Source organism: Methanosalsum natronophilum, assembly GCF_024808815.1.
Classification (GTDB): domain Archaea; phylum Halobacteriota; class Methanosarcinia; order Methanosarcinales; family Methanosarcinaceae; genus Methanosalsum; species Methanosalsum natronophilum.
Window position 1 is genome coordinate 112,756 of record NZ_JANUCS010000002.1, and the last position, 21,528, is coordinate 134,283.

18 protein-coding genes are annotated in these 21,528 nt (G+C 35.4%); 6 read left to right on the top strand and 12 right to left on the bottom strand.

All coding sequences use genetic code 11. The features are described from left to right. Positions 1–109 precede the first annotated feature (109 nt). Positions 110–1,435: a RecJ family nuclease gene (recJ, locus tag J2T59_RS01995; RefSeq protein WP_259133455.1), complete on the top strand. Its 1,326-nt coding sequence runs from the start codon at positions 110–112 to the stop codon at positions 1,433–1,435. 21 nt (positions 1,436–1,456) lie between these two features. Beyond that, a complete protein-coding gene (locus J2T59_RS02000; RefSeq protein ID WP_259133457.1) occupies positions 1,457–1,693 on the top strand; it encodes a KEOPS complex subunit Pcc1 in 237 nt (78 codons plus the stop codon). A 6-nt stretch (positions 1,694–1,699) separates the two neighbouring features. On the opposite strand, the gene J2T59_RS02005 is transcribed toward J2T59_RS02000, so the two are convergent. Continuing rightward, complete coding sequence (locus J2T59_RS02005; protein WP_259133459.1) at positions 1,700–2,587, bottom strand: cation diffusion facilitator family transporter; 888 nt, start codon at positions 2,585–2,587, stop codon at positions 1,700–1,702. A gap of 232 nt (positions 2,588–2,819) precedes the next feature. Here J2T59_RS02005 and J2T59_RS02010 point away from each other — a divergent pair, with 232 nt between their 5' ends. Together J2T59_RS02010 and J2T59_RS02015 are read left to right on the top strand one after the other, a co-directional pair. Then, the gene (locus J2T59_RS02010) at positions 2,820–4,325 is read left to right on the top strand and encodes a serine--tRNA ligase (protein ID WP_259133461.1); all 1,506 of its coding nucleotides are present in this window, start codon (positions 2,820–2,822) and stop codon (positions 4,323–4,325) included. A 137-nt stretch (positions 4,326–4,462) separates the two neighbouring features. Continuing rightward, a complete protein-coding gene (locus J2T59_RS02015; RefSeq protein ID WP_374761067.1) occupies positions 4,463–5,053 on the top strand; it encodes a 30S ribosomal protein S3ae in 591 nt (196 codons plus the stop codon). A 92-nt stretch (positions 5,054–5,145) separates the two neighbouring features. Here J2T59_RS02015 and J2T59_RS02020 read toward each other — a convergent pair whose 3' ends face one another. The 6 genes from J2T59_RS02020 to J2T59_RS02045 all read right to left on the bottom strand — a co-directional run bounded on the left by J2T59_RS02020 (position 5,146) and on the right by J2T59_RS02045 (position 10,063). Continuing rightward, a complete protein-coding gene (locus tag J2T59_RS02020; RefSeq protein WP_259133463.1) occupies positions 5,146–5,451 on the bottom strand; it encodes a hypothetical protein in 306 nt (101 codons plus the stop codon). Positions 5,452–5,454: 3 nt separating this feature from the next. Further along, a complete protein-coding gene (locus J2T59_RS02025) occupies positions 5,455–6,315 on the bottom strand; it encodes a hypothetical protein (RefSeq protein WP_259133464.1) in 861 nt (286 codons plus the stop codon). 69 nt (positions 6,316–6,384) lie between these two features. Continuing rightward, positions 6,385–8,097 (bottom strand): glutamate--tRNA ligase, encoded by a 1,713-nt coding sequence (locus tag J2T59_RS02030; protein ID WP_259133465.1) that lies wholly within the window; start codon positions 8,095–8,097, stop codon positions 6,385–6,387. 221 nt (positions 8,098–8,318) lie between these two features. Further along, positions 8,319–8,618 carry a hypothetical protein gene (locus tag J2T59_RS02035; protein WP_259133466.1) on the bottom strand — a complete coding sequence of 100 codons (300 nt, stop codon included), beginning with the start codon at positions 8,616–8,618 and terminating at the stop codon, positions 8,319–8,321. After that, positions 8,619–9,353: a fumarylacetoacetate hydrolase family protein gene (locus tag J2T59_RS02040; RefSeq protein WP_259133467.1), complete on the bottom strand. Its 735-nt coding sequence runs from the start codon at positions 9,351–9,353 to the stop codon at positions 8,619–8,621. It abuts the gene before it with no gap. Between the two features lie 239 nt (positions 9,354–9,592). Then, positions 9,593–10,063 (bottom strand): universal stress protein, encoded by a 471-nt coding sequence (locus tag J2T59_RS02045; RefSeq protein WP_259133468.1) that lies wholly within the window; start codon positions 10,061–10,063, stop codon positions 9,593–9,595. A 445-nt stretch (positions 10,064–10,508) separates the two neighbouring features. Here J2T59_RS02045 and J2T59_RS02050 point away from each other — a divergent pair, with 445 nt between their 5' ends. Next, entirely contained in the window at positions 10,509–11,012 is a 504-nt protein-coding gene (locus tag J2T59_RS02050) for a type IV pilin domain-containing protein (RefSeq protein ID WP_259133469.1), read from the top strand. A gap of 647 nt (positions 11,013–11,659) precedes the next feature. After that, positions 11,660–14,290: a right-handed parallel beta-helix repeat-containing protein gene (locus tag J2T59_RS02055; RefSeq protein WP_259133470.1), complete on the top strand. Its 2,631-nt coding sequence runs from the start codon at positions 11,660–11,662 to the stop codon at positions 14,288–14,290. A gap of 226 nt (positions 14,291–14,516) precedes the next feature. Here the strand turns inward: J2T59_RS02055 and J2T59_RS02060 are convergent, their stop codons facing one another. The 5 genes from J2T59_RS02060 to J2T59_RS02080 all read right to left on the bottom strand — a co-directional run bounded on the left by J2T59_RS02060 (position 14,517) and on the right by J2T59_RS02080 (position 21,468). Next, on the bottom strand, positions 14,517–15,257 hold the full coding sequence (locus J2T59_RS02060) for a SagB/ThcOx family dehydrogenase (RefSeq protein WP_259133471.1): 741 nt from the start codon (positions 15,255–15,257) through the stop codon (positions 14,517–14,519). A gap of 587 nt (positions 15,258–15,844) precedes the next feature. Next, positions 15,845–16,681, bottom strand: a complete 837-nt coding sequence (locus J2T59_RS02065; protein ID WP_259133473.1) for a metal ABC transporter permease — start codon at positions 16,679–16,681, stop codon at positions 15,845–15,847. Next, a complete protein-coding gene (locus J2T59_RS02070; RefSeq protein WP_259133475.1) occupies positions 16,671–17,477 on the bottom strand; it encodes a metal ABC transporter ATP-binding protein in 807 nt (268 codons plus the stop codon). The genes J2T59_RS02065 and J2T59_RS02070 overlap by 11 nt, the downstream gene beginning before the upstream one ends. A 232-nt stretch (positions 17,478–17,709) precedes the next feature. Next, a complete protein-coding gene (locus tag J2T59_RS02075) occupies positions 17,710–19,779 on the bottom strand; it encodes a metal ABC transporter solute-binding protein, Zn/Mn family (protein ID WP_259133477.1) in 2,070 nt (689 codons plus the stop codon). 243 nt (positions 19,780–20,022) lie between these two features. Then, the gene (locus tag J2T59_RS02080; RefSeq protein WP_259133479.1) at positions 20,023–21,468 is read right to left on the bottom strand and encodes a DUF7289 family protein; all 1,446 of its coding nucleotides are present in this window, start codon (positions 21,466–21,468) and stop codon (positions 20,023–20,025) included. Positions 21,469–21,528: the final 60 nt, after the last annotated feature.

The following is a 21,528-nucleotide window of genomic DNA, read 5'->3' on the forward strand; positions in this document are numbered from 1 at the left end:
AAAATAAAATAATGATTCTTTTAATAACCATCTCACCCACAAGAGAACATATATATTTATTAAAAACCAGCCTCTACTTACATAACCGCAATTTAACAGAGTGGTATAATTGACCTCAGATGACGAACAGATCGAAAAAATAGTAGAACTTGCCAGAGAAGGTGCAAGTCTAATCAAGAACCAAGATTTTATTCGCTTGATCTCGCATAATGATTCCGACGGGATAACATCGGCAGCCATTTTAATACAAGCATTAAATAGGATCGAGATTCCTTTCCATGCGAGTATCGTAAGTAGATTAAACGAATCCGTTGTAAACGATGTAAATAACAGCATAAAAGAAAACGATCTCGTGATATTCTGTGATATGGGGTCAGGTCAGCCTGAGCTTATCAAGCAAATCAATACAGATGTTTTGGTCATTGATCATCACCAACCTGTAGGAAACTCACCTTCAAAGGTCATGGTCAATCCACATATGGCAGGAATTGAAGGGTCATATTACCTTTCAGCTTCTGGTACTACTTATCTTGTATGCAAAGAGTTAAGTTCAGATAATATTGACCTTGCAGGCCTAGCGATAACAGGTGCAATCGGAGATAAACAATTATTTGAATCCGCTAATGCTACCATATTAAAAGAAGCTATAGAAAACAATGTCATATCTATCCAAAAGGGGTTAAAGGTCGGTAGTGGGGAGATAGGTGACGTACTTGAGAACACACTTGAACCTTTCCTTGATATTACAGGTGACAGGGAGAAAATAAACAAATTCCTCGATTTTCTCAATCTTAGTGGAGATATAAGTGAACTTAGTTATGAGGATATGAAAAAACTTACCTCCTCAATTGCATTGAAATTAGCTAAACGTGCAAGTCCAGAAGCTGTAGATGCTGTTATTGGTGAAATATATTATTTAAATAATGAAGTGGTCCCTAACGTCTACGACCTAGTATCGATCCTTGATACATGTGGCAAACAAGATAAAAGCAGTTTAGCTATCGCATTATGCCTAAGAGACAAAAGTGTTGTTCAGGAAGCCAGTGCAGTCACTAAAGAAAGCCAGAAACGAATCATACAAGAGATCAAAGAATGTGAATCTCTAGTCAAGGATATGGAGAATATAAAATACCTTCAAGCTGAAAACCTTGATTCCATTGGTTCTATTTCAGGTATAATGGTACGCTATTTGTATCCAAATAAGCCTTTTATTGGAATGAATGAAACTGAGGGTATAGTTAAAGTCTCAGGTCGAGCTACACGTTCACTTATAGGTAAAGGTGTGGATCTTGCTACTGCATTTCGTGATGCTGCAACCAATGTTGGCGGGAATGGAGGAGGACATAGCATTGCCTCGGGTGCAACCATACCTCCAGGTAAGCAAGAAGAGTTTGTTACAAAGGTTAATGAGATAGTAGGTATACAGACCAAATGATCACTTTTAGCTCTGATCCCCATGAAAATACAATTTACATTAACTTTTAAAGATATAAATGAACCAGAATTCACAGAAATGATAGTTAGAGCTTTGGAACCAGATAATTTAGATAATATGTCTACTACCATCACCAAAGATAATATTTCAATGGAAATAAAGACTGAAAAAATAGGTTCACTTATCGCAACTGTTGATGATTATTTAATTAATGCTAAAATAGCAGAAGATATTGTCAAAAAAACAAAACAGAAATAAAACCCGTTATTTTTCCTTTTTAGTACCCTTGGTAGAGAGCTCGGGTTCTACATGTACAACAACATCAGTAACTTCCTGAAAACTCGTTTCTAACATATTTTCTACCTCATTTGCTATTTCATGTGCTTCATCTGTCCTGAGTGCAGGTGATACCGTAACATGGAGGTCCACATGTACATCATTCGAAAATCCTCTAGTCCTAACATTATGACAGTCCTCTACACCATCCACCAACTCGGCCAAGCATTTTATTGACCTATTATCAAGTTTAGATGCGTCACAGAGACTCTCAGAATTTTGCCTGATTATATTATATGCTGCATTAATTATTAAAATAGCAATGATAATAGCTATAATTGGGTCTATTAAAGGATAGCCTGCATAGATCACACCCAAACCAAGGATAACTGCCACTGAAGAATATACATCACTTCTTGTATGTACCGAATCTGCTAATAAGAACTCGCTATTAAGTTCTTTTCCTTTCTTAAGCTCATATACAGATATAATAATACTTATTGTCATTGCAATTAACATTACCAGAAAACTTATACTTGTAATCGTAGGTATAGCACCGGTAACAAATCGTTCATATGCACCATGTATAATTGTTAAACTAATGAACACCAACATCATAGCTACAACAATGGATGCAAGGTTCTCATACTTCTTATGACCATACGGATGGTCCTTATCAGGCGGCTTTGATGCTATCTGTATCCCGATAATTCCTACTATGTTCGCAATACCGTCGGATAGAGAATGATAACCATCGGCTTGGATACTCAAAGTATCTGTATAATAGCCATAAAATATCTTACTCATAGCAACCAAGAAGTTTATGAACAGGATAGCTATCAGAATATTGCGCACTTTTCCGAAATAAGTTGTCAAGCAATTACTCCAAGTTAATTATCATATCTAAGTTAGTACCATTAATATTAGGATAAGCAGTTATATATTCTACTGTTTAAACTACTCTACCCTTATATCAAGTTGCATAACAAATTATTAAAATAATAGAACAATAGTACTCAATCATCAAAGTAAATACTGAGTATCAATTTTCTATATTCTACAAGACCTAGACCTACATTGAATTAAACCTGTAACTCGAGGAAAATATATGGACTTGGAATTTAAACTTAACGCATCATTAAAAACTAGTGCAGATGCATCCAATGCGAAAGATGTCATATCACAGATACTTAAAAGTTCATCTGATATCCTATCAAAAGGTGCCCCTGAAGGACAGGGTGCAAAGATAGATAGCTGGAGTATAGATGATAATAAGATCAATTTAGAACTTTCATCCGGAAGATATGTACGTGTACATGACGCTATTTTCAGATTAAAGAAAAAGATCACTCCCGAACTTGGAAAACAGTTTCGTATAGGTGTTAGGGGTATCGAAATAAATTCATTTAATATTAATGTGCCTTCTACTACCGATCTGAGCCACTTAAAGATTCCTTTCGTTTCAAGTATAGTTCATGAAAATGATGTACTCTACCTCGATCTGAATGTAACCGAATCCGAACTCCAGAACAGAATACCTGATAGGATCCTAAACCTGATCGAAGATAAGATCAATGCACTCACCTACGGTGGTAAAGCAGAACATTGGGACCTATTATGGCAAAGTGATAAAAAAGAACATCAGTTCAATAAAGATCCTACCCAGGAACTTGTAAAACAAGGTTGGATCAAAAGAGGTGCAAGTCGAGGCCAATGGATCCATGGGCCAGAGTCCACTAAATTTTTCAGAACACTTGAAAAAATAGTCATTGAAGAACTATTGGAACCACTTGGATACAAGGAAATGATATTCCCAAAACTCGTACCTTGGGAAGTATGGAAACGGTCTGGACATGCTAAAGGTGTCTATCCCGAAATATATTATGTATGTCCACCAAAAACAAGGGACCCTGAATATTGGGAAGAAGTAAGTGATTATTATAAGGTCACCCATGAAGTACCAGTAGATAAGATCAAAGATAAGATTGGTGACCCTATAGGAGGTCTCTGTTACGCACAATGTCCACCCTTCTGGGTTTTCCTTCAAGGAGAAACCATCGCGAACGATCAATTCCCTATAAAGGTGTTTGATAAATCAGGTACATCTCACCGTTATGAAAGTGGGGGCATACATGGAATGGAGCGTGTAGATGAATTCCACCGTATAGAGATATTATGGACAGGAACACCTGAACAAGTAGTATCTGATTCAAAAGAACTCCAAGAAAGATTTAAACATATTTTCAACAATATACTTGATCTCGAGTGGAGAATGGCATGGGTCACACCATGGTTCATGGCACAAGAAGGGCTTGCAGGTACTTCTCAGCAAACAGATGTAGGTACTATTGATTACGAAGCACCTTTACCTTACCGAGGTGAAGATGGTGAATGGTTAGAGTTTCAAAACGTTAGTGTGAATGGTAATAAGTATCCATCAGGGTTTAATGTAAAATCTCAGTCAGGAGAAGAACTTTGGTCAGGTTGTTCTGGGGTTGGACTCGAGAGATGGGCATCTGCATTCCTTGCACAAAAGGGACTTGATCCCGAGAATTGGCCAGATGAGTTCAGGAAAAGAATGGGAGAGTTACCTAAAGGCTTCAGCTTTTTATAACATTAGTGCATATAGTCCCTGCCACATTAACAAATGAGCGAATTATTTATATATAGATATGTAGACTATAGGCGAGAAATAGAGATACAAATCATTAACAAATAATATCCTTTTATTATTATCATTGGAGGAATATCTTGGCAAGAAAAGTACAGAGAAAAATTGATAAATGGAAGTCAAAACAGTGGTACACCATGGAAACACCTGATTACATGGGCCGTATTACTATTGGACAAACACCTGCAGACGAACCACAAAAACTTGTTGGAAGAATCATAGAAACTACAGTTGGTGAACTCACTAATGATTTCTCCAAACATAACATCAAATTAAAACTTCGAGTGGATGATGTTGTAGGAGAAGTTGCTAACACTAAATTCTTAGGTCACGAGATAACTACAGATTACTTAAGGTCAATAGTTAAACGTCAAACTTCTAGAATTGATTCAAACCTTAACGTTACTACAAAAGACGGTATGAAGATCAGAGTAAAACCTATCTGTTTCACTGTGAAAAGAGCACGTTCAAGCCAAATTAAAGCCATTAGGGGCATTATGGACGATGTAGTAAGAAAACGTGCATCAGAAGTAGAATTTGAACAGTTCGTTGAAGAAATAGTTGGTGGTAAACTTTCAGCAAATATTTACCGAAATGTGAAGACAATCTATCCTATCAGAAGAGTCGAGATCAGGAAAACAGAAGTTTTAGCAGCACGTGTAGCTGCTTGAACTCCATTTTTTATTTCATATTAATTTATTTTTATCAGAAATAAGCCTTTTTTTAAAATTCAGAATATTACTTTCGATTAGATATTACCCTTTCATTCAGACGTATTATCATCATCTTCTTTAACATCATCATCATCAGTTGATTCATATTCTTCCCTTATCTGATCGATCATCTCTTGGTTAGCTTCAACTACAAGTGCTCCAATATAATCACAGTTCTTACAATGATATATCATGCCCATATATCCTCCGACCTCATAGTACAGGTCAGAACTACCACAAACAGGACATACTTTTTTCATTTTTTCATCGTAGTCCATCTCATCCTCGTCATAACCGATATTAAATCCCCCATCTATTGACTTGAAAGAAATTATGTTTACATTGTTATATATCACTTATCATATCGGTATTCTTGCAGAGAATGTACGGACATTAAGAACTAAGAAATATAATGATAATATCACCATACCTACAATCAAAGGGGATACTGCAACTAGACCATCCACACCATAGAAAATAAGAGACATCAGAACAACCTTTAATAATATCAAGCGAGTTAACTGAATACTTTTACTACTAATTTTATTAGTCCCCATATCATTCTTACTCCTAACATCATCCATGAAAATTATTGATATTAAATAGATCAATATTAGAGGGGATATTAACCACATATATAACATTGAATCTACTTGAACTGAAATTTCATGTGTCCCAACTAACATGTAAATAAGTGATATGAGCAAGCCAGCTAGACCATAATACAAATATGTCACCTGATATCCAGGTAATTTACTAACAATAAGATATACAGCTGATAAAACTGGCCCGTATATCCAACTATAGTACCACATTAAAGCCAAACCTGAAATAAACAGTATAGTAGAATCAAAGAATGTAGGTTTTAAGCCAGTAGAAATGTTCATTATACGAAATAGGAGCATTAACCACAATAATGGAATAATAGAGGGTGTTGTGATAAAATCAACAATGATCAAAATAAGTATGGTGAGAGAACAAATAAGTGCACTAGAATCGTGGTCAGGATCAAGTTCACGCAGAATTGTCCATGTAATAAAGACTGTTACCCCTACTTGTCCACTTAATACAATACTCTCAACAAAAGTATAACCCTGAACTAATTGAAATATAGTACCGCCAACCAACACCAATACTGTCATGAGAGTTATCAAGACGTTTGGTAAATAGTTTAGGTCAATTGGTCTGCCTAAAGTACTAGCTATATTTTTATTAGACATACCAAAACCTAACCTTCATACCTTTAACAAGGATTATTTTTTTATAATAAGATATATTCAGCAAATATATCATTTATGTGTATAGTAGGCTATTATTTCAGGTTCGATCGTATCCACTCTACAAAATGCGAAACGTTCAAATTGTACAACCTTACCCAGCTCGTTCAAGATACCAGGTTCACATATTCCTTTAAACTCTTTATCAGGTGAACGTACAGTTACATCAACGCCATTTAAAGAACACCAATGAATTATACGCATTTTTTGTTTCTTTATATCATCTACAGAATCACCGATATATCTTCCTACTAAAGGTTCTATTGACATGATCTCTACATTATAAAGGTCCTTGAGCCTTACCTTATCACCAATTTTTATTAGATTAAGATCATCTGAACATATATAGATAGAAGAACCTACCTGAATATCTCTTGTACCCCTTTTCTCAAATGGGTGTAGTGCAGGGTTCACTATAATATCATCTGGCCCATCTTCGATGCTCATTTCAACAGGATCCCAGACATAAAAGTATCTGTTAGCTATCGGGTCTATCACTTTCCGATTCTCTGCATATAAAGAATCAAGGCTAACACTTATATCAGTCTCACCTACCCCCATATCTATCATGAACTTGCGGATAGCTTCAGGTTGGATTCCACGACGTCTAAAAGCACGTAGAGTAGGTAATTTCGGGTCCGCCCAGTCCTCGTATACTCCATCCTCTATATCCTTTCTTATCTGACTGGTACTAAAACTTCCAAGTTCATGTATTTTTATACGACCCCAATGTGTTGTTTTAGGATACTCCCAACCAAGGTAATCATAGATATACTTCTGGCGCTTCTCGCTATCCATTAAATCCTTTCCACGTATAATATGGGTCATACCAAGTTCATGATCCTCAATAGCACCTTCAAAATCGAGTAATGGCCAGACAACATACCTGTCACTAATCTCAGGGCGAGGATGTGGTGTTTTAACGATCCTAAACGCACCAAAATCCCTAAGTGCAGGGTCAGGATGTTGAATATCGGTTTTTATTCTTAAAACAGCTTCTTTTTCATCATATTCCCCATCGATCATCTTTTCCCAATTATCAAGATTTGATTCAGGGGATATGTCACGGTGTGGACACGGTTCTTTTGAATCTTTGTATTGCTTGAATTCAGAGCCTTCACAGAAACAAACATAAGCTTTATCCATCTCGATCAGCTGCTCAGCATACTTATAATACGTCTCGATATTATCAGATGCCAGTACTACACGGTCAGGTTTAGCATCGAGCCATTCACAGTCCTGGATATACCAGTCATAAGCCTCAAGCATAGGCCGTTTTGTTTGAGGGTCAGTATCATCGAATCTGATAATAAACTTTCCACCATACCTTTTCACATACTCCGAATTAACAACTATACCCCGAGTACTACCAAGAGTTGGCGGACCGTTAGGATTTGGTGCAAACCGCATAACAACTTTTTCAGTCTCGGATACGTCCAAGTCCTTTAATCCTTTTGTAGGTTCCTTTTTAACACTAAGTTCATCGATCAGTTCAGGTGCAAGTTCTTCTAATCTACTTCTCCATCCTTCAGGGTCACCATTAGTTATTTCATCAATTACCAATTTTATCTGAGATGAAACTTGTTTAGCATTTTTTCTAAGATGAGGACATTCACCCATAACTTTACCCATCACAGCTCCCATCTGAGGAGGTTTCCCATACTTTACAGCGTTTTGGAGTGCATACTTTTCAATAATCTCAATTTCCTCATCACTAACTGTCATAATTTCACCATTAAACTTGAAAATGAATTAAAAAACCCAACTTAATATTTCCTAATAATATGAAATCTGGTTTTACACTAGATGAATAATACAAATATTTATCGAATTGGAACAAACTGAAAATTTAGTATTGATCTTCCAATACCAAAATTGAATGTTGTTAGAATTTGGAGTCAGCTTATTGCAATACAACTTTTTAAAAAGACACTTTTAAAATAATCTCATTTTGAACTGCCAAGTTCCTGTATACTTTTGGTACGGTTCATTATCTCTTGTAGATCAGTGTCAAAGTTCTTGAAGAACTCGTCCACTTTATCTCCAGCTATAGCACCCTGTGAAGAAGGTTTGATCAGGTTCTGTTGTTCAAGTACCCTTAATGAATATCTAACCTTATGTGTAGGCATACCGATCTCTTCTGCCAATCGAAGTATACCTATAGGTTCCTCATCAACTACTTTCTTCAATACCCTAAGATGACGAATACAAATATCCAATTCTTTATTGACCTGGTCAAAAAGCATTCAAATTACCTCATTTGAAAGTGTACCAATTCCTTCAATTTTCACTTTTACATTATCCCCAACATGGAGTTCACCTACACCTGGTGGAGTACCTGTTGCTATAATATCTCCAACTTCCAGTGTCATAATTGAAGATATGAACTCTACAAGTCTTGGAACATCGGCAATCAAATTCGACGTGTTTGAACTCTGACATATTTCGTCATTCACATATGTGTATATCATAGAGTTTTTTGGATCAAACTCGTCAGGCCGTGCAATGTAGGGTCCAATTGGCGCAAATGTATCAAAGCTCTTAGCTCGAGTCCACTGACCATCACGCCGTTGTAAGTCACGCGCAGTTATGTCATTAAAACAGGTATAGCCTGCAATTACATCACTCGCATTTTTAGCCTCAATGTTCCTGCATTTCTTCCCAATAATTACAGCAAGTTCACCCTCATAATCCAACTGTTCCACACCAGCCGGATATACTATCTTCTCCCCATGAGCAATTATTGAAGATGTGGGTTTCATGAAAAGTACTGGTTCTTTTGGGATAGGCATATCGAACTCCTTTGCATGATCCTCATAGTTAAGTCCAACACATATTATCTTGGATGGTGTGCTGGGTGGTAATATCTCTACGTCTTCTATAGCAAAGTTCCAACCTTCGTAACCATAATTACCATATACATCTTTACCTACAACATCTCCATAGAAGATATTCTTGTCATATTTGAATCGACCATACATAATTAACACGCATGAATAATTATAACTAATTTATAATAGAATCAAATTAATTGAATTGTATTAACTGATGAAAATCTCTCGTATCATCATTTAATTAAAGTATCAGATCACTGTTTTTTGTTAAATATATTATACTACCATACCTTATTAGAACAAACATGGAAGATACTTTCTAAAAACAAAGGCCATTACCCTTTTATTTGTAGTATTATACCGGTATTAATACATTTATGTTCCGGTTAATCATCCTCTTTCTTCTTTTTAGATGAGGGTACAACAAGAACTTTTATCTTTGAATGACGAACAACTTTTTCTGCTACACTACCAATTAGAAACCGTTCGAACCCTGTTCTACCAAGCGATCCTAACACAATTAGATCGAAATCATTGGCATGTGCATAGCATGTTAACTGGTCAGGTGGATGGCCTTCAAGAATTACACCTTTCACATGAATATCTTCTTTTTTACCAATATCGATTACATGCCCTATTGCCTTGTTTGCTACTTGTTTTATTGTGCAGTATGGACTATCAAGCTCTTCAATATGTGTTTTCATCTGTGTTGGTAACGATAACGAAGGAACAACTGTGACCGCATGAACTTCTGCACCTGTAGATTTTGCTATTTGTATGCCTAATTTTACAGAGTTACGAGAATTCTCAGAACCATCAGTTGCAATCAATATTTTCTTGTATAGGTTATTTTCCAAAAAGGTAACCTCCAATTAACTTACTAGTATATTGATTAATATCACTTATTTAACTTTTACTTTAAACCAATATTAGTTTATAGAACATAAATGCACTTTATAAATAAAAAAATTGTTCATGCATGTACATGACTTAGTATCTATTTAACCAAATCATGTCCACAAACTTATTTATACATATATATTCTTATTTGTAGTATCTAAGATTCTAATGTAAACTACATATCTTAGCTTAGATAAGAACATAAAAAATCGTGTGATTAGACTAATGAAAACTGTACATGGTCCCAAAAATATACATTCTAATTCAATAATCAATTGTTTTCAAGTTCATGTGCAATATATGAAGTCTAATAACTATATGTAGTGACACTTGTAGAACAAAACTTAGTACATATACATACTAAAATAATAGCTAAATAATAATTATATTGGAGGGAAATAAGTGCATAAGCTTAAAGAACTAATCGAAAGAAAAGAAGCGGTTTCACCGGTCATCGGCGTTATCCTAATGGTAGCCATCACCGTGATCCTTGCAGCAGTAATCGCAGCGTTCGTGTTTGGACTCGGTGGTGAGGTCGAATCGGCACCACAGGCAAGTCTGAGCGCAAGTGCAGCAACAACAGATGAGGGTGGCAATGCAATTGCTTTGAGCCATCGTGGTGGACAAACAGTTGGCCTAGGTGATGAAACAAGAATTCAGCTTTCTTACTCGAATAATGGATCTACTATAAATGATAATATCGCATCAACCGATGATGTAGATTCAATCTCTGTTGGAGATACATTAATAGTGTTTGAGGATGATGGCACTATCGAAATAGGTACTGTAGAAGATTCTGAAGAGACTGATGGGAATGTTACAGAATCTGGCACAACAGTTAGGCTACTATTAATTGATACGCAGACTGACCAGTTAATATCTGACCAAAATATTAGATTCGTCTAAACCTAACAGCACACACCTGTGTGTTGTTACCTTTTTTTCTTTTTTAAAATCACCAATTGTTCCCTGTGCACACAGTATACATACTCGAATTTTCACATGCTTTGGAATGCCGTACAAAGCCGAAGTACTGTTTTTTGCTTATAGCATGAATTCAATAGAACTCATGTTTCAGAGTAGAATTAACTAATTAATTTCACTAATCACCTCTTTTTATATACCACGACAATTGTGTTTGTTGAACCGTGGATAATGAACATACTTAAACTCTATAATATGCTCTATTAAAATATAGCTAATAAGCTTCATCTCTAATTTTGAAAAAATATTAAATTTAGTTTAACATTTTTTTAGCAAATAGGGTTTTGGAACCAACATATTGATATCTGCAGGCTATTAAAAGTTCAAATACAGATTCTAAGACTTTAGAAAAAGCAAGTTAATCTTGTTGATCTTTATAGGATACTAACTAATTTCTATAACCCTTTATTTGTACATATAATTCTACTTTTGTTCTGAAACTTAATTCAGGAACCTTAATTCGCGATTTATTTAACAATTGAAGAAGTAACTCACATAGGAGATATTTTTTAAGGCTTATCTGAAAAATTATATCTCAGTATATATAAAATATTTAATGGGGGTTAATTATGAATAAAATATTATGCTTATGTATTGCAGTGGGAACAATTTTGATTGCATTTTCAGGTTTGGCAGCTGCAACTTCAACTATCTATGTTGATGCGAGTGCGACTTGCCCTGGAGTCGGAACATCTAGTGATCCTTTCTGCACAATTCAAGGTGCGATTGATGCAGCAGATAATGGAGATACTGTTCTGGTAAGACCTGGTGTTTATGAAGAAAACCTTGTGATCAACAAGAACATTATACTTTTATCATCGGAAGGAGCTTCTGAAACGACTATCGAGGGAATATCGAATGGTGCACTAGGAACAATTATACTTGAAGGAACAACTGAAAATGTACAGATTGGAGCCTCGAGTCAGGGTTTTACCATAATAGGTTTTGATGATGGAAGCCCAGGAATAGAAAATGCAGCAATTTATTTAAAAGACTCACATTTCAATACCTACATCGGAGGTAATGATATAGTTGCTGATGGTGAAACTGGACTTTTATCGGAATGGGGTGCTGTGATTGACGGTCTTGTGATTACAGGGAATGAATTTTCAGGTCAAACTTTTTTAGGAGATAATCCTGCGGGTGAGGGTACAGGAGAACAGTTCGACCTCTCTAATGTACCACGTCATCTGATATATATTGGAGGAGATGATAAAGCAAACATAACATTCACACACAATCTTATCACCGGTATAGCCGGTGGAATTAATCCGGAAGGAAATCCACAGGGTAATACACTGGCTACTATTGATGCAAATGGTGCCAATGTATCATATAATACATTCAGTGGTGAAACTGACAGATATGCAAACAGTTTAAGATGCAGAGGTACAGATACTGAGATTGTCGGTAATGAGTTTAACAGTGACAGATTAAACCTGACCAATTACCATCTGCTGATAGGAAATGATACACTCAAAGACAATCTTGAGATCGATGAAATAGTAAATATGAACAGCTTTGACAAAGGAGCTTACATATCAAGCGGATCATTTGTATCCGTTGGAATAAATATGGCAGTGTCTGAATCAGAAAATGAAGATACAATCTTTGTACTACCGGGCATTTATGAAGAGAGTGTAGTCATCAACAAACAATTAACAGTTATATCCACAGATGGTCCTGAAGAAACTATTATAGACAGGGGCAATATTGATACAATACTTGTAAATATAAATTCTGAGGGAGTGATTTTCTCAGGATTTACAGTACAAAATGCAGAAAACGGAGTCAGAGTCGGAAATTCGAATAACACCATTGAAAATAATATTGTAAAAGATATTAAAAGGTGGTCTATAAATGTTAGAGGACAAGATCACCTAGTGAAAGATAATATTGTGCGCGACCAGGGTAGCTGGGGCACTGAAAGGCAACCACGTGGATTATTCCTTTACCATGCTGAAAATATTACTGTTCGTAATAATCAGCTTATTAATGCAGGATTATCCTTTGCTGATATAATTGATGGTATTGAAATACTACGATCACATGATATCGACGAATCCAATAATGTAAATGACAAGCCACTGATTTACTGGAAAGATGAATCGCATAAATCAGTTCCAGAGAATGCAGGTGCTGTGTTCTTGTTTGGATGCGATAATATGACAGTAGAAAATCTGAACATCGAAGCAACTGAAACAGCTATTTATATTGCCCATGGTGGTGGCAACAATATAATTAGAAATAATAATATTGGTGGTGGAACTGCAGAACTTCATGGAGCTGGACACAACATTGGTTGGAGAGGAATAATTGTTCGTAATGATGCTGGATATAACCAAATTTATGAGAACAAAGTAATTGATGCCCGTGGTGGTATTGAAGTTAGATTTACGGATAATAATGAGATATTTGACAATACTATTTCAGAAGCTAGGGAATCAATTGTTGTTTATGGTGCAGATAATACAGTAGCTAAAGGAAACAGTATTACAAATGCACTTAGAGATGGTTTTACTATTTGGGGAAATTCGAATAATACTCTTATAAAATGTAATTACATTAAAGATAATGCTTTAACCGGGTCAAGATGGGCTGCAATAAGACAATTCGGAAGTGCTGATGGAACAATTGCACTCAATAACTGTATTATTGGTAATAGTAATAACGATGGCTGGGGTGTACTAGCATCAAACGGCCAAGTAGACGCTCGCTACAACTGGTGGGGTGACTCCTCTGGACCTTCGGGTGAAGGACCTGGTACAGGAGATTCAGTTTCTTCAATGGTTAACTATGAACCTTGGATTGATCTAAATTCAACCAAGATTAGCTATATAGGAGATCAGATGGCTATTACAGGAACTGATTTTGTGCTTAAAGCAAAATTCACTGACAATGAAGGAACACCTCTTGAATGTTCTCACATTAAGTTTTATGTCAATGGAAACTCTGTTGGAAACACATCTACAGATGAGAATGGTATTGCCACTCTAAACATAGGTAACTATCCTACTGGATTGCATGAAGTAACTACTAAAGCTTCATTGCATCCAGAGTGCACAATCCAAAATGTAGTTACTGAATCAATTCTAATTAGAAATCCATTTGGTGTTGAAGTACCAACAACAAACCCATTAGTTCTAATTGGTCTAATCGGATTGACTGGTACATTTTTAATGATGTACAGGAGAAAATGAAGTATAATCTGTAAAGTGTTGGAGGTATTTAAAATACCTCTATTATTTTATGAATTAAAATTCTCAATAAATTACAAAAGGTCTTTAATGCACTATTTTTTTATAAAATATTTCAAATTGGTTTCAATATGAATTTTATTTTTTTCTTCAACTTAAACCTAAAATTTTTCACTTTTTCGTCTGTTAAATAATTATATGCAAATACTCTACATTTGGAAATTCCACATCATCTAGGATATCCCACTGGAATTATATACAGCGGTTCATGTGCTTCATCCATATTCACTATATTGTGTACATTACCATCATCAAATGCACCAATCACAACCGTGCCTAAACCCAGTGATTCAGCCTGAAGATAAATATTTTGAGCACTATGCCCAGCTTCCATATACACATACCTTTCACCCCTATCACCATATCTATCAGTTGTACGTGAAAAGTCAGCACCCATTATAATAGAAATTGGTGCATTGTTGATCGGAGATTGTCTTAACGCCACTTGATACACATCAGACCTTATATCTCCTTCCTTTACAAGTTCAAGCTGGTGTGAATCTGGATTATAAAGATACACTCCTGCACTAATCTCTTCAACGCCATTATTTCCAACTAAAACATATAATTTCAACGGGTAAGTAGCCCCTGCAGAAGGAGCTGCACGATACATCATATCATCATCAGTTATTCCCTGTGCAGCCCATAATAATTGCGAAACTTGGTCTAAGCTCAGCCCTTTTTCAGCATCCAAACTCCTCACTGATCTCCTTTGTTCAATGGTTTGTTCTACTGAATAATCACTATCAATATCCGGGTCAGGTAACTCTATAACTCCATTGACTTGATCATCTACACTTACCTCATCTACTGGATCAGAATTTGGCCATGTTAATGTGATAAACAAAGCTACAAGAAATAGTAGTATAGCAGCTAGTTTCGCAGCACTTTCCTTTTTAATCCAAACCATTGATAACACTTCCCTTTATTATACTTTAAAATATGAGTACCTAGCTATTTTAAATCCACCCTAACCAATTAATATTCAGAGTAAATAATATACTTTTAATCGTTAGACTACATTCTCTAAATTAATTAATTTAAGTTAATTTAATGTTTTTTGTATGAAAGGTGAACACTAATATCAATTGCAGTTCAATATAGAAATGAATGTTTAAAAGATTCCATATTACTTCTTTTATTTAATAAGCTTAAAATGCAAGAACTAATAAACAAAAAAACATGTTATTGACTAAGTGTATATACACTAAGGTAGTAATCTAACTTTCATACACTAAATTATCAATTTTAATCGACATCTTTATATCCTATAAATAGAATAGTATAGTTTGATGAGCGGTTAACTCTTTTTATAAAATAACCCCCACTCCCCAATCCGCTCATCATATTATGCTTTATTTGAAAGTTATAAAAATGCGTGATATTTTATACAGCTTTACTTAGCAAAAACAATAGAAATGTATAAATATATATCATATACAGAAGCATGTTGCTGTACATGAGCTCTGAACTACTTTTTCTTTTAATAAAATAAGTTCAAGAAGGTACTACATATCTTCTATAGCCCGTGACTGCCAGGAAAATGAGTATTCCAGTAAATACAATTACACCTGCAGCTGCTACATCCATCATACCAGAAACAATAATACCCGTGATCATACTGATTAACCCGAACATAATACTATAAATTATAGTATTCCTGAACGATAATTGGAATTGGAGTGCAGTAAGAGCCGGCAAGACCAAAAGTGCAACAACTAATATAATTCCCACAACTTTTATTGAAAGTACTATTGTGATACCCATAAGAATATTGAACACTATAGAGATTGCAGAAACTGGTATACCGTTCATTCTAGAAGCTCGTTCATCAAATGTTATGGCTACTAGTTCCTTATATAACAATATCACCACCAATATTACTACAACTGCAAGTATTCCTATCAACAACATATCCGACCATGTTATTGTCAATATCGAGCCAAAAAGATAATCCATTATAGCTACTGTAAAACCGCCTGCAATACTGATAATAATAAGACCTAATGAAAATCCACCTGCAAGCATTATCGCCATTGCGGAATCTGATTGTGCAATACCCTTACTCCTCATATATGATATTGCTAGAAGTGCCAATACAGATATCACCATTGCAGTAAGTATCGGGTCGATCCCCAAAAGTAACCCTAGTGCTATACCTCCAAATGCAGTATGTGCAACACTATCACCTATCATAGACTCTTGTCTTAATACTAAGAACAAGCCCATTATAGAACATATTATAGATACTAGACACCCTCCTATTAGTGCCATTTGAAAAAAAGGCATTCTCAACAATTGTGGTAGATCACCTAAAAGTGGTTCAAACACCATTGAATTCACCTTTACATTTATGGTCATGGAACACGAAATGGAAGTGTTCACCGTAAACTTTTTTCAGGATATTGTTCGGGTCAGTATCGGGTTCGATCAGAGAATCGTGTACATTATGGTTAACACATATTACTCTAGACATTCGACAAAAAACTGCAGTGAGGTCATGTGAAACTACCATTATGGTTATATTTCTTTGAGTGTTAAGATTACTCAACATCTTATAGAATTTCTCTTGAGATTCAAAATCCATACCTGAAATCGGTTCATCCAGGAAAAGGAGTTCAGGATCTCTTACAAGAGCTTTTGCAACGAATGCACGTTGTTTCTGACCACCTGATAATTGTCCAATCCTTCGTTCAGATAGTTCCGAGAGTCCCATGAACTCAATAGCTTCATCTATTTTTTCCCAGTCCTTAGAATTAAGGCTGCGAAACAGGTTAGATCTTCGTACACGGCCAAGTGAAACAAGTTCTTTCACACTTAATGGAAAGAAATGATCGAAATCCATTGCATTTTGAGGAATGTATGCTACCTTATCCCATTGACTGAACTTATGACTAGGTTCACCAAACATCTTGATATGACCTTTATCTACTGGAATCTCACCGAGGATACTTAAGAGTAATGTGGTTTTCCCACCACCGTTTGGACCGATTATTCCTACATAATCACCTCGGTGGATCGAGAATGATGCATTTTCCACTACCTTACTATTACTCCTATAAACGTCCAGACCATCTACTTCCAGGACAACGTCATTATCATCGAAACTCTGCTGATTCGTCATGTTCATTTTTATTGGTAGTTTTATGGAACCATAAATGCTGAAACTATATAGTATCTATAAATATACTCATTTAATTAAACAAAACTACCATTTTCACCTCTTATTCATCCAAATGATTGATTTACCCTAAACTTTTTGAAACTAAACATAAAATCCATCTTTACATCAATACATCCCAGATTTCACATGTAAAAAAGGTTGTATTGAGATATATAATATTTTATTTTTCTTTTCCTTTTTATTTGGCTTCTAAGCCCATCTTAATGACTTCAAGGTTATGTTCCATTTGCTCGAAATAGTTCAGACCATCAATCTCACCAGTCATTAAATATAATGTTTCTACTTTAACTTCTTGACCTGTGATCTGTTCCACGTTCCTTTTTAAGGTATTCATGTACGCATCTGAATAAATAGGATCAAGGTAGATCACGTAAGTTTCCGATTCGATCATCCTATTAACTAAAGCAGCAATTGCAGAAGAACTTGGTTGTTCATCTGCTTCTATTCCTATGACACCAGCTTGAGTGAAACCGTACCTATCTGCAAGGTATCCATACGCTTCATGGGACACGAAAATCTCATCCTTTTCAGTTTCAGCAAGTTCTTCCATATACCTCTGATCCAAGTCCTCTAGCTTAGACTTAAGTTCATTCCACCTTTGTGTATAATACTCTTCATTCTCAGGATCAATTTCAACAAGTGATTCGTAAATGTTTTGACCTTGTTTAAGTGCTACGTAGGGACTGATCCATGTATGAGGGTCATATAACTCATCACCCTCAGTTGCAGGAGTTTCTACAGGAACTTGTGCAAGAGCTAGGTCATTACCCAAGCTTTCCTCCAACTCAAACTGATCTAATACTTCCTTATTATTCAAATCAATCGCATGCACTAAACCATCTGAAGTTACTGACCAGAGAATACCAATATCTTCATTACCCACAAGTCTTAGTGATTGAGGAAAGTTGCCCTGAATTTGTATCGAGGCCATACTTCCATCTTCGATATCAATTAATTCAATATTTCCTACCTCTGGATCAGATATTGCCAAAATATTCTGTTCCTGCAAAAATAAAGTTTGTGCGGGGATATCATGATCTGAGTCTGTGGTCCTATCAAGTTCAATTGGGACTTCCCTTACCAACTCTTCATCTACAAGGTCATAGACTACAATACCAGAGTATGGTAGTTTACTATCGTTATCATCACCTATAAGTGATACAAGCTTTCCACCATCAAGAGTTACCCACGACTCAACTAAACTCGATGAACCTTCATGAGTATACTCTATTAATTCAGATTCTCCTGTATTGGATACTTTTAGAATACCATCATTTGTAGTAAAATAAACATAACCTGTATATTTAGAATAAATACTGCTATAAGGAGAATCACCCGCATTTCCTTCTGCTACGACATCATGTGTAGAGGTATCTATAATCCTGAGATTCTCATTTTCTGCTGCGTTCTTGTTAGCAACATATAATAAGCCATCCTTATCAAATTGAATTATCAGAGTCCCTTCACCCTCATTAATATCACCAATATCATATTTACGATCAATATTAGGATTATCTATATTAATTACAAGAACTTCCTGTTCACCATTCACTGCAAAAGCTACTTTCTTATTATCATGTGATATTGCATAATCACCTGGTTGTTCAGCATCTATTGTTGTGATCGTGCGAGGTGAATGAAAATGGTCACCATGTAATCCAGTATCAAGTACTGTTATCCCCTTATTATCAGGCACAAAGAGATACATATAACCATATATGTTCTGTGCACTTGGGACATTAGCATCACGGCTCAACTCGCTACCAAAATCTAACGATGTTACGGAAATGGCATCTGTACCATAAATGTCATAAACATGTGTATTAGTCTCATCATTATCGAAAATGAACAGGCGTGTGAGATCGATCTCAGTAGATTCTACTAATTTTAGACCTTTAGTTGTTTCTACTAACTTTATCCCGTCAGTACTGATAGATGGGATCAGATTACCTTCAACCCAAGGTTCCAGACCAGCACCATTATAAACAAACATATCTGACCTGCTTACTTTCAATATATCTGAAGAAGATGGTGACCACGAGTGTACTTCAGTATTCTCTGGTATCAATAGATCAACATTAACTTTATCGCCACCAATCTCTTCTGCCAAGAAACCAAGAGCATACATTGTTGCAACTATCTCAACATGTTCACTTTCATCATCAACTACCTGAGTAGTAAAAATTGCAGTAATACCAATAATTAGTATAAGAACCCCTATTAACACAAATATCCTTTTATCTACCATGAAAAAGCCCAACCTTTGACTATAATCTTGAGATCCCTGATAATCATATTCTAATCAACATCAATATCCTCAAATATTAAAGAATACAGAATATGAAAAAATAATTTAATCTCAAATCACAGTTACTTGATATGTAATATTAGTGATTTTAATATATAAGTTTTGAGTTATTTTTGGGCCCAGGCCAAACTTTTGAATATGAAAGTGGATTTAGGTGATATTATACTGATTTTAAAAAATTAGTTAAGTTAATTCCACATTAACTTTATTCTCAGTTACGTGGAGATATATCATACTACCCGGTCTTGTGTCATAATTTATATCAATCATTGAATGAGAAAAACAAACAGGGCTTGACTCTTTACCACTAAGCTCAAAAACTACAGATCCTTCTTCTGTAATCAGCTTCATGTAATGCTGTGTTATATTATATAGAGATTCGTAATCAACAGGACCTTTTATGGTGCTATTGGTAGCCGTAAGATTGGAATAAAATTCATCACTTTTAAAGCTCAGATAAATCTCTTTGCTTAAAAGATCAATTTCAGAATGCTCATACCCATCCATATCGGAGTCTTCTAAAGGAAAAGCTTTTTTAATCTCCCATACTTCAGATTTATCACTTATATCACTATCTTCATAGGTTACCTCTAAAGTAACTTCATTACCTTTACCATGGAAATGATATTCTAGAGATCTTGACCCAGAAGATGCTGTCATATTATCATTTAATGTCCTCAATCCAGATTGGGGATTTCCTTTACTCGGACTTGGCCCTGCCCCATAAAAATCTAGTTTAAATGAATGTATAGGCGAAATAACGGTATCATCAACAGCACCAACTTTGAAAAAATTTGATAAACTATTTCTACCCATAGGTGGTATTACATCTAGTTCAATCACTGCAGTCTTATTTTCATGATCCATTACAGCACTACTATATGTTTGTGAATTTGCATAAGATGCCCAAGCATCATAATATTCGCTTTTTATGTATATCAAGATTTTATCCGCATCAAGTGGATTAGAACTATCATTGTTAGGAAACAATTGATCTGGTGCATTATCAGAAGTCAATGATAAACCAGCATCACCATTCCCACTTATTGACCCTGAACCTGTTATGTTCATGATAGGCAGTGTCAAAGTCTCACCATTATAATGGAATTCTGGTGGTGATACCATTATAGACCTCCCATTTGGATATTGTGACCAAACACCACCACCTTCATATGCTACTTTATGGCCACCACGAGTATATTCAATTGAACCCATTTCACTTATGATGAAATCAATCTCATTCTCATGATATTCATCCCAAGCACCCCATACAAGCCCCGAGTCCATATATTTTTCATAAATATCAGCATCTGTACTAATGATTACAATAGCAAGTTTACTTTCAATATCAGAAGTTCCAGGATTATTGATATTCAAACTACCTCGCATTAATGGTATATCTACTACCTGTGATTGAGCTTCACCTAATGTAACTTCACTCATTCTAGCATCGAGTGCAGAAAAAGACTGTTCCATGTTCTTGACCTTAACTGTATTCTCAATACCATCTATTGCTGGTACTGAGTATATCAGAATTATACCAATCGAAGTTATGGTCAACCCTATAATAAGTACCATTCCAACTACTGAAGAAACGGCTTTCTCTGACCTTAAAAACTTTTGGAACACAACAATAACATCCTTTATTGTAACTTTCCTATAAATTTATTAATTTAATCATATTAAATG

Excerpts from the sequence above, each read along its gene's own strand:
- J2T59_RS02000 (WP_259133457.1), top strand. The coding sequence starts at position 1,457 with ATGAAAATACAATTTACATTAACTTTTAAAGATATAAATGAACCAGAA.
- J2T59_RS02010 (WP_259133461.1), top strand. The coding sequence starts at position 2,820 with ATGGACTTGGAATTTAAACTTAACGCATCATTAAAAACTAGTGCAGAT.
- J2T59_RS02025 (WP_259133464.1), bottom strand. The coding sequence starts at position 6,315 with ATGTCTAATAAAAATATAGCTAGTACTTTAGGCAGACCAATTGACCTA.
- J2T59_RS02030 (WP_259133465.1), bottom strand. The coding sequence starts at position 8,097 with ATGACAGTTAGTGATGAGGAAATTGAGATTATTGAAAAGTATGCACTC.
- J2T59_RS02035 (WP_259133466.1), bottom strand. The coding sequence starts at position 8,618 with ATGCTTTTTGACCAGGTCAATAAAGAATTGGATATTTGTATTCGTCAT.
- J2T59_RS02040 (WP_259133467.1), bottom strand. The coding sequence starts at position 9,353 with ATGTATGGTCGATTCAAATATGACAAGAATATCTTCTATGGAGATGTT.
- J2T59_RS02055 (WP_259133470.1), top strand. The coding sequence starts at position 11,660 with ATGAATAAAATATTATGCTTATGTATTGCAGTGGGAACAATTTTGATT.
- J2T59_RS02060 (WP_259133471.1), bottom strand. The coding sequence starts at position 15,257 with ATGGTTTGGATTAAAAAGGAAAGTGCTGCGAAACTAGCTGCTATACTA.
- J2T59_RS02065 (WP_259133473.1), bottom strand. The coding sequence starts at position 16,681 with ATGGTGTTTGAACCACTTTTAGGTGATCTACCACAATTGTTGAGAATG.
- J2T59_RS02070 (WP_259133475.1), bottom strand. The coding sequence starts at position 17,477 with ATGAACATGACGAATCAGCAGAGTTTCGATGATAATGACGTTGTCCTG.
- J2T59_RS02075 (WP_259133477.1), bottom strand. The coding sequence starts at position 19,779 with ATGGTAGATAAAAGGATATTTGTGTTAATAGGGGTTCTTATACTAATT.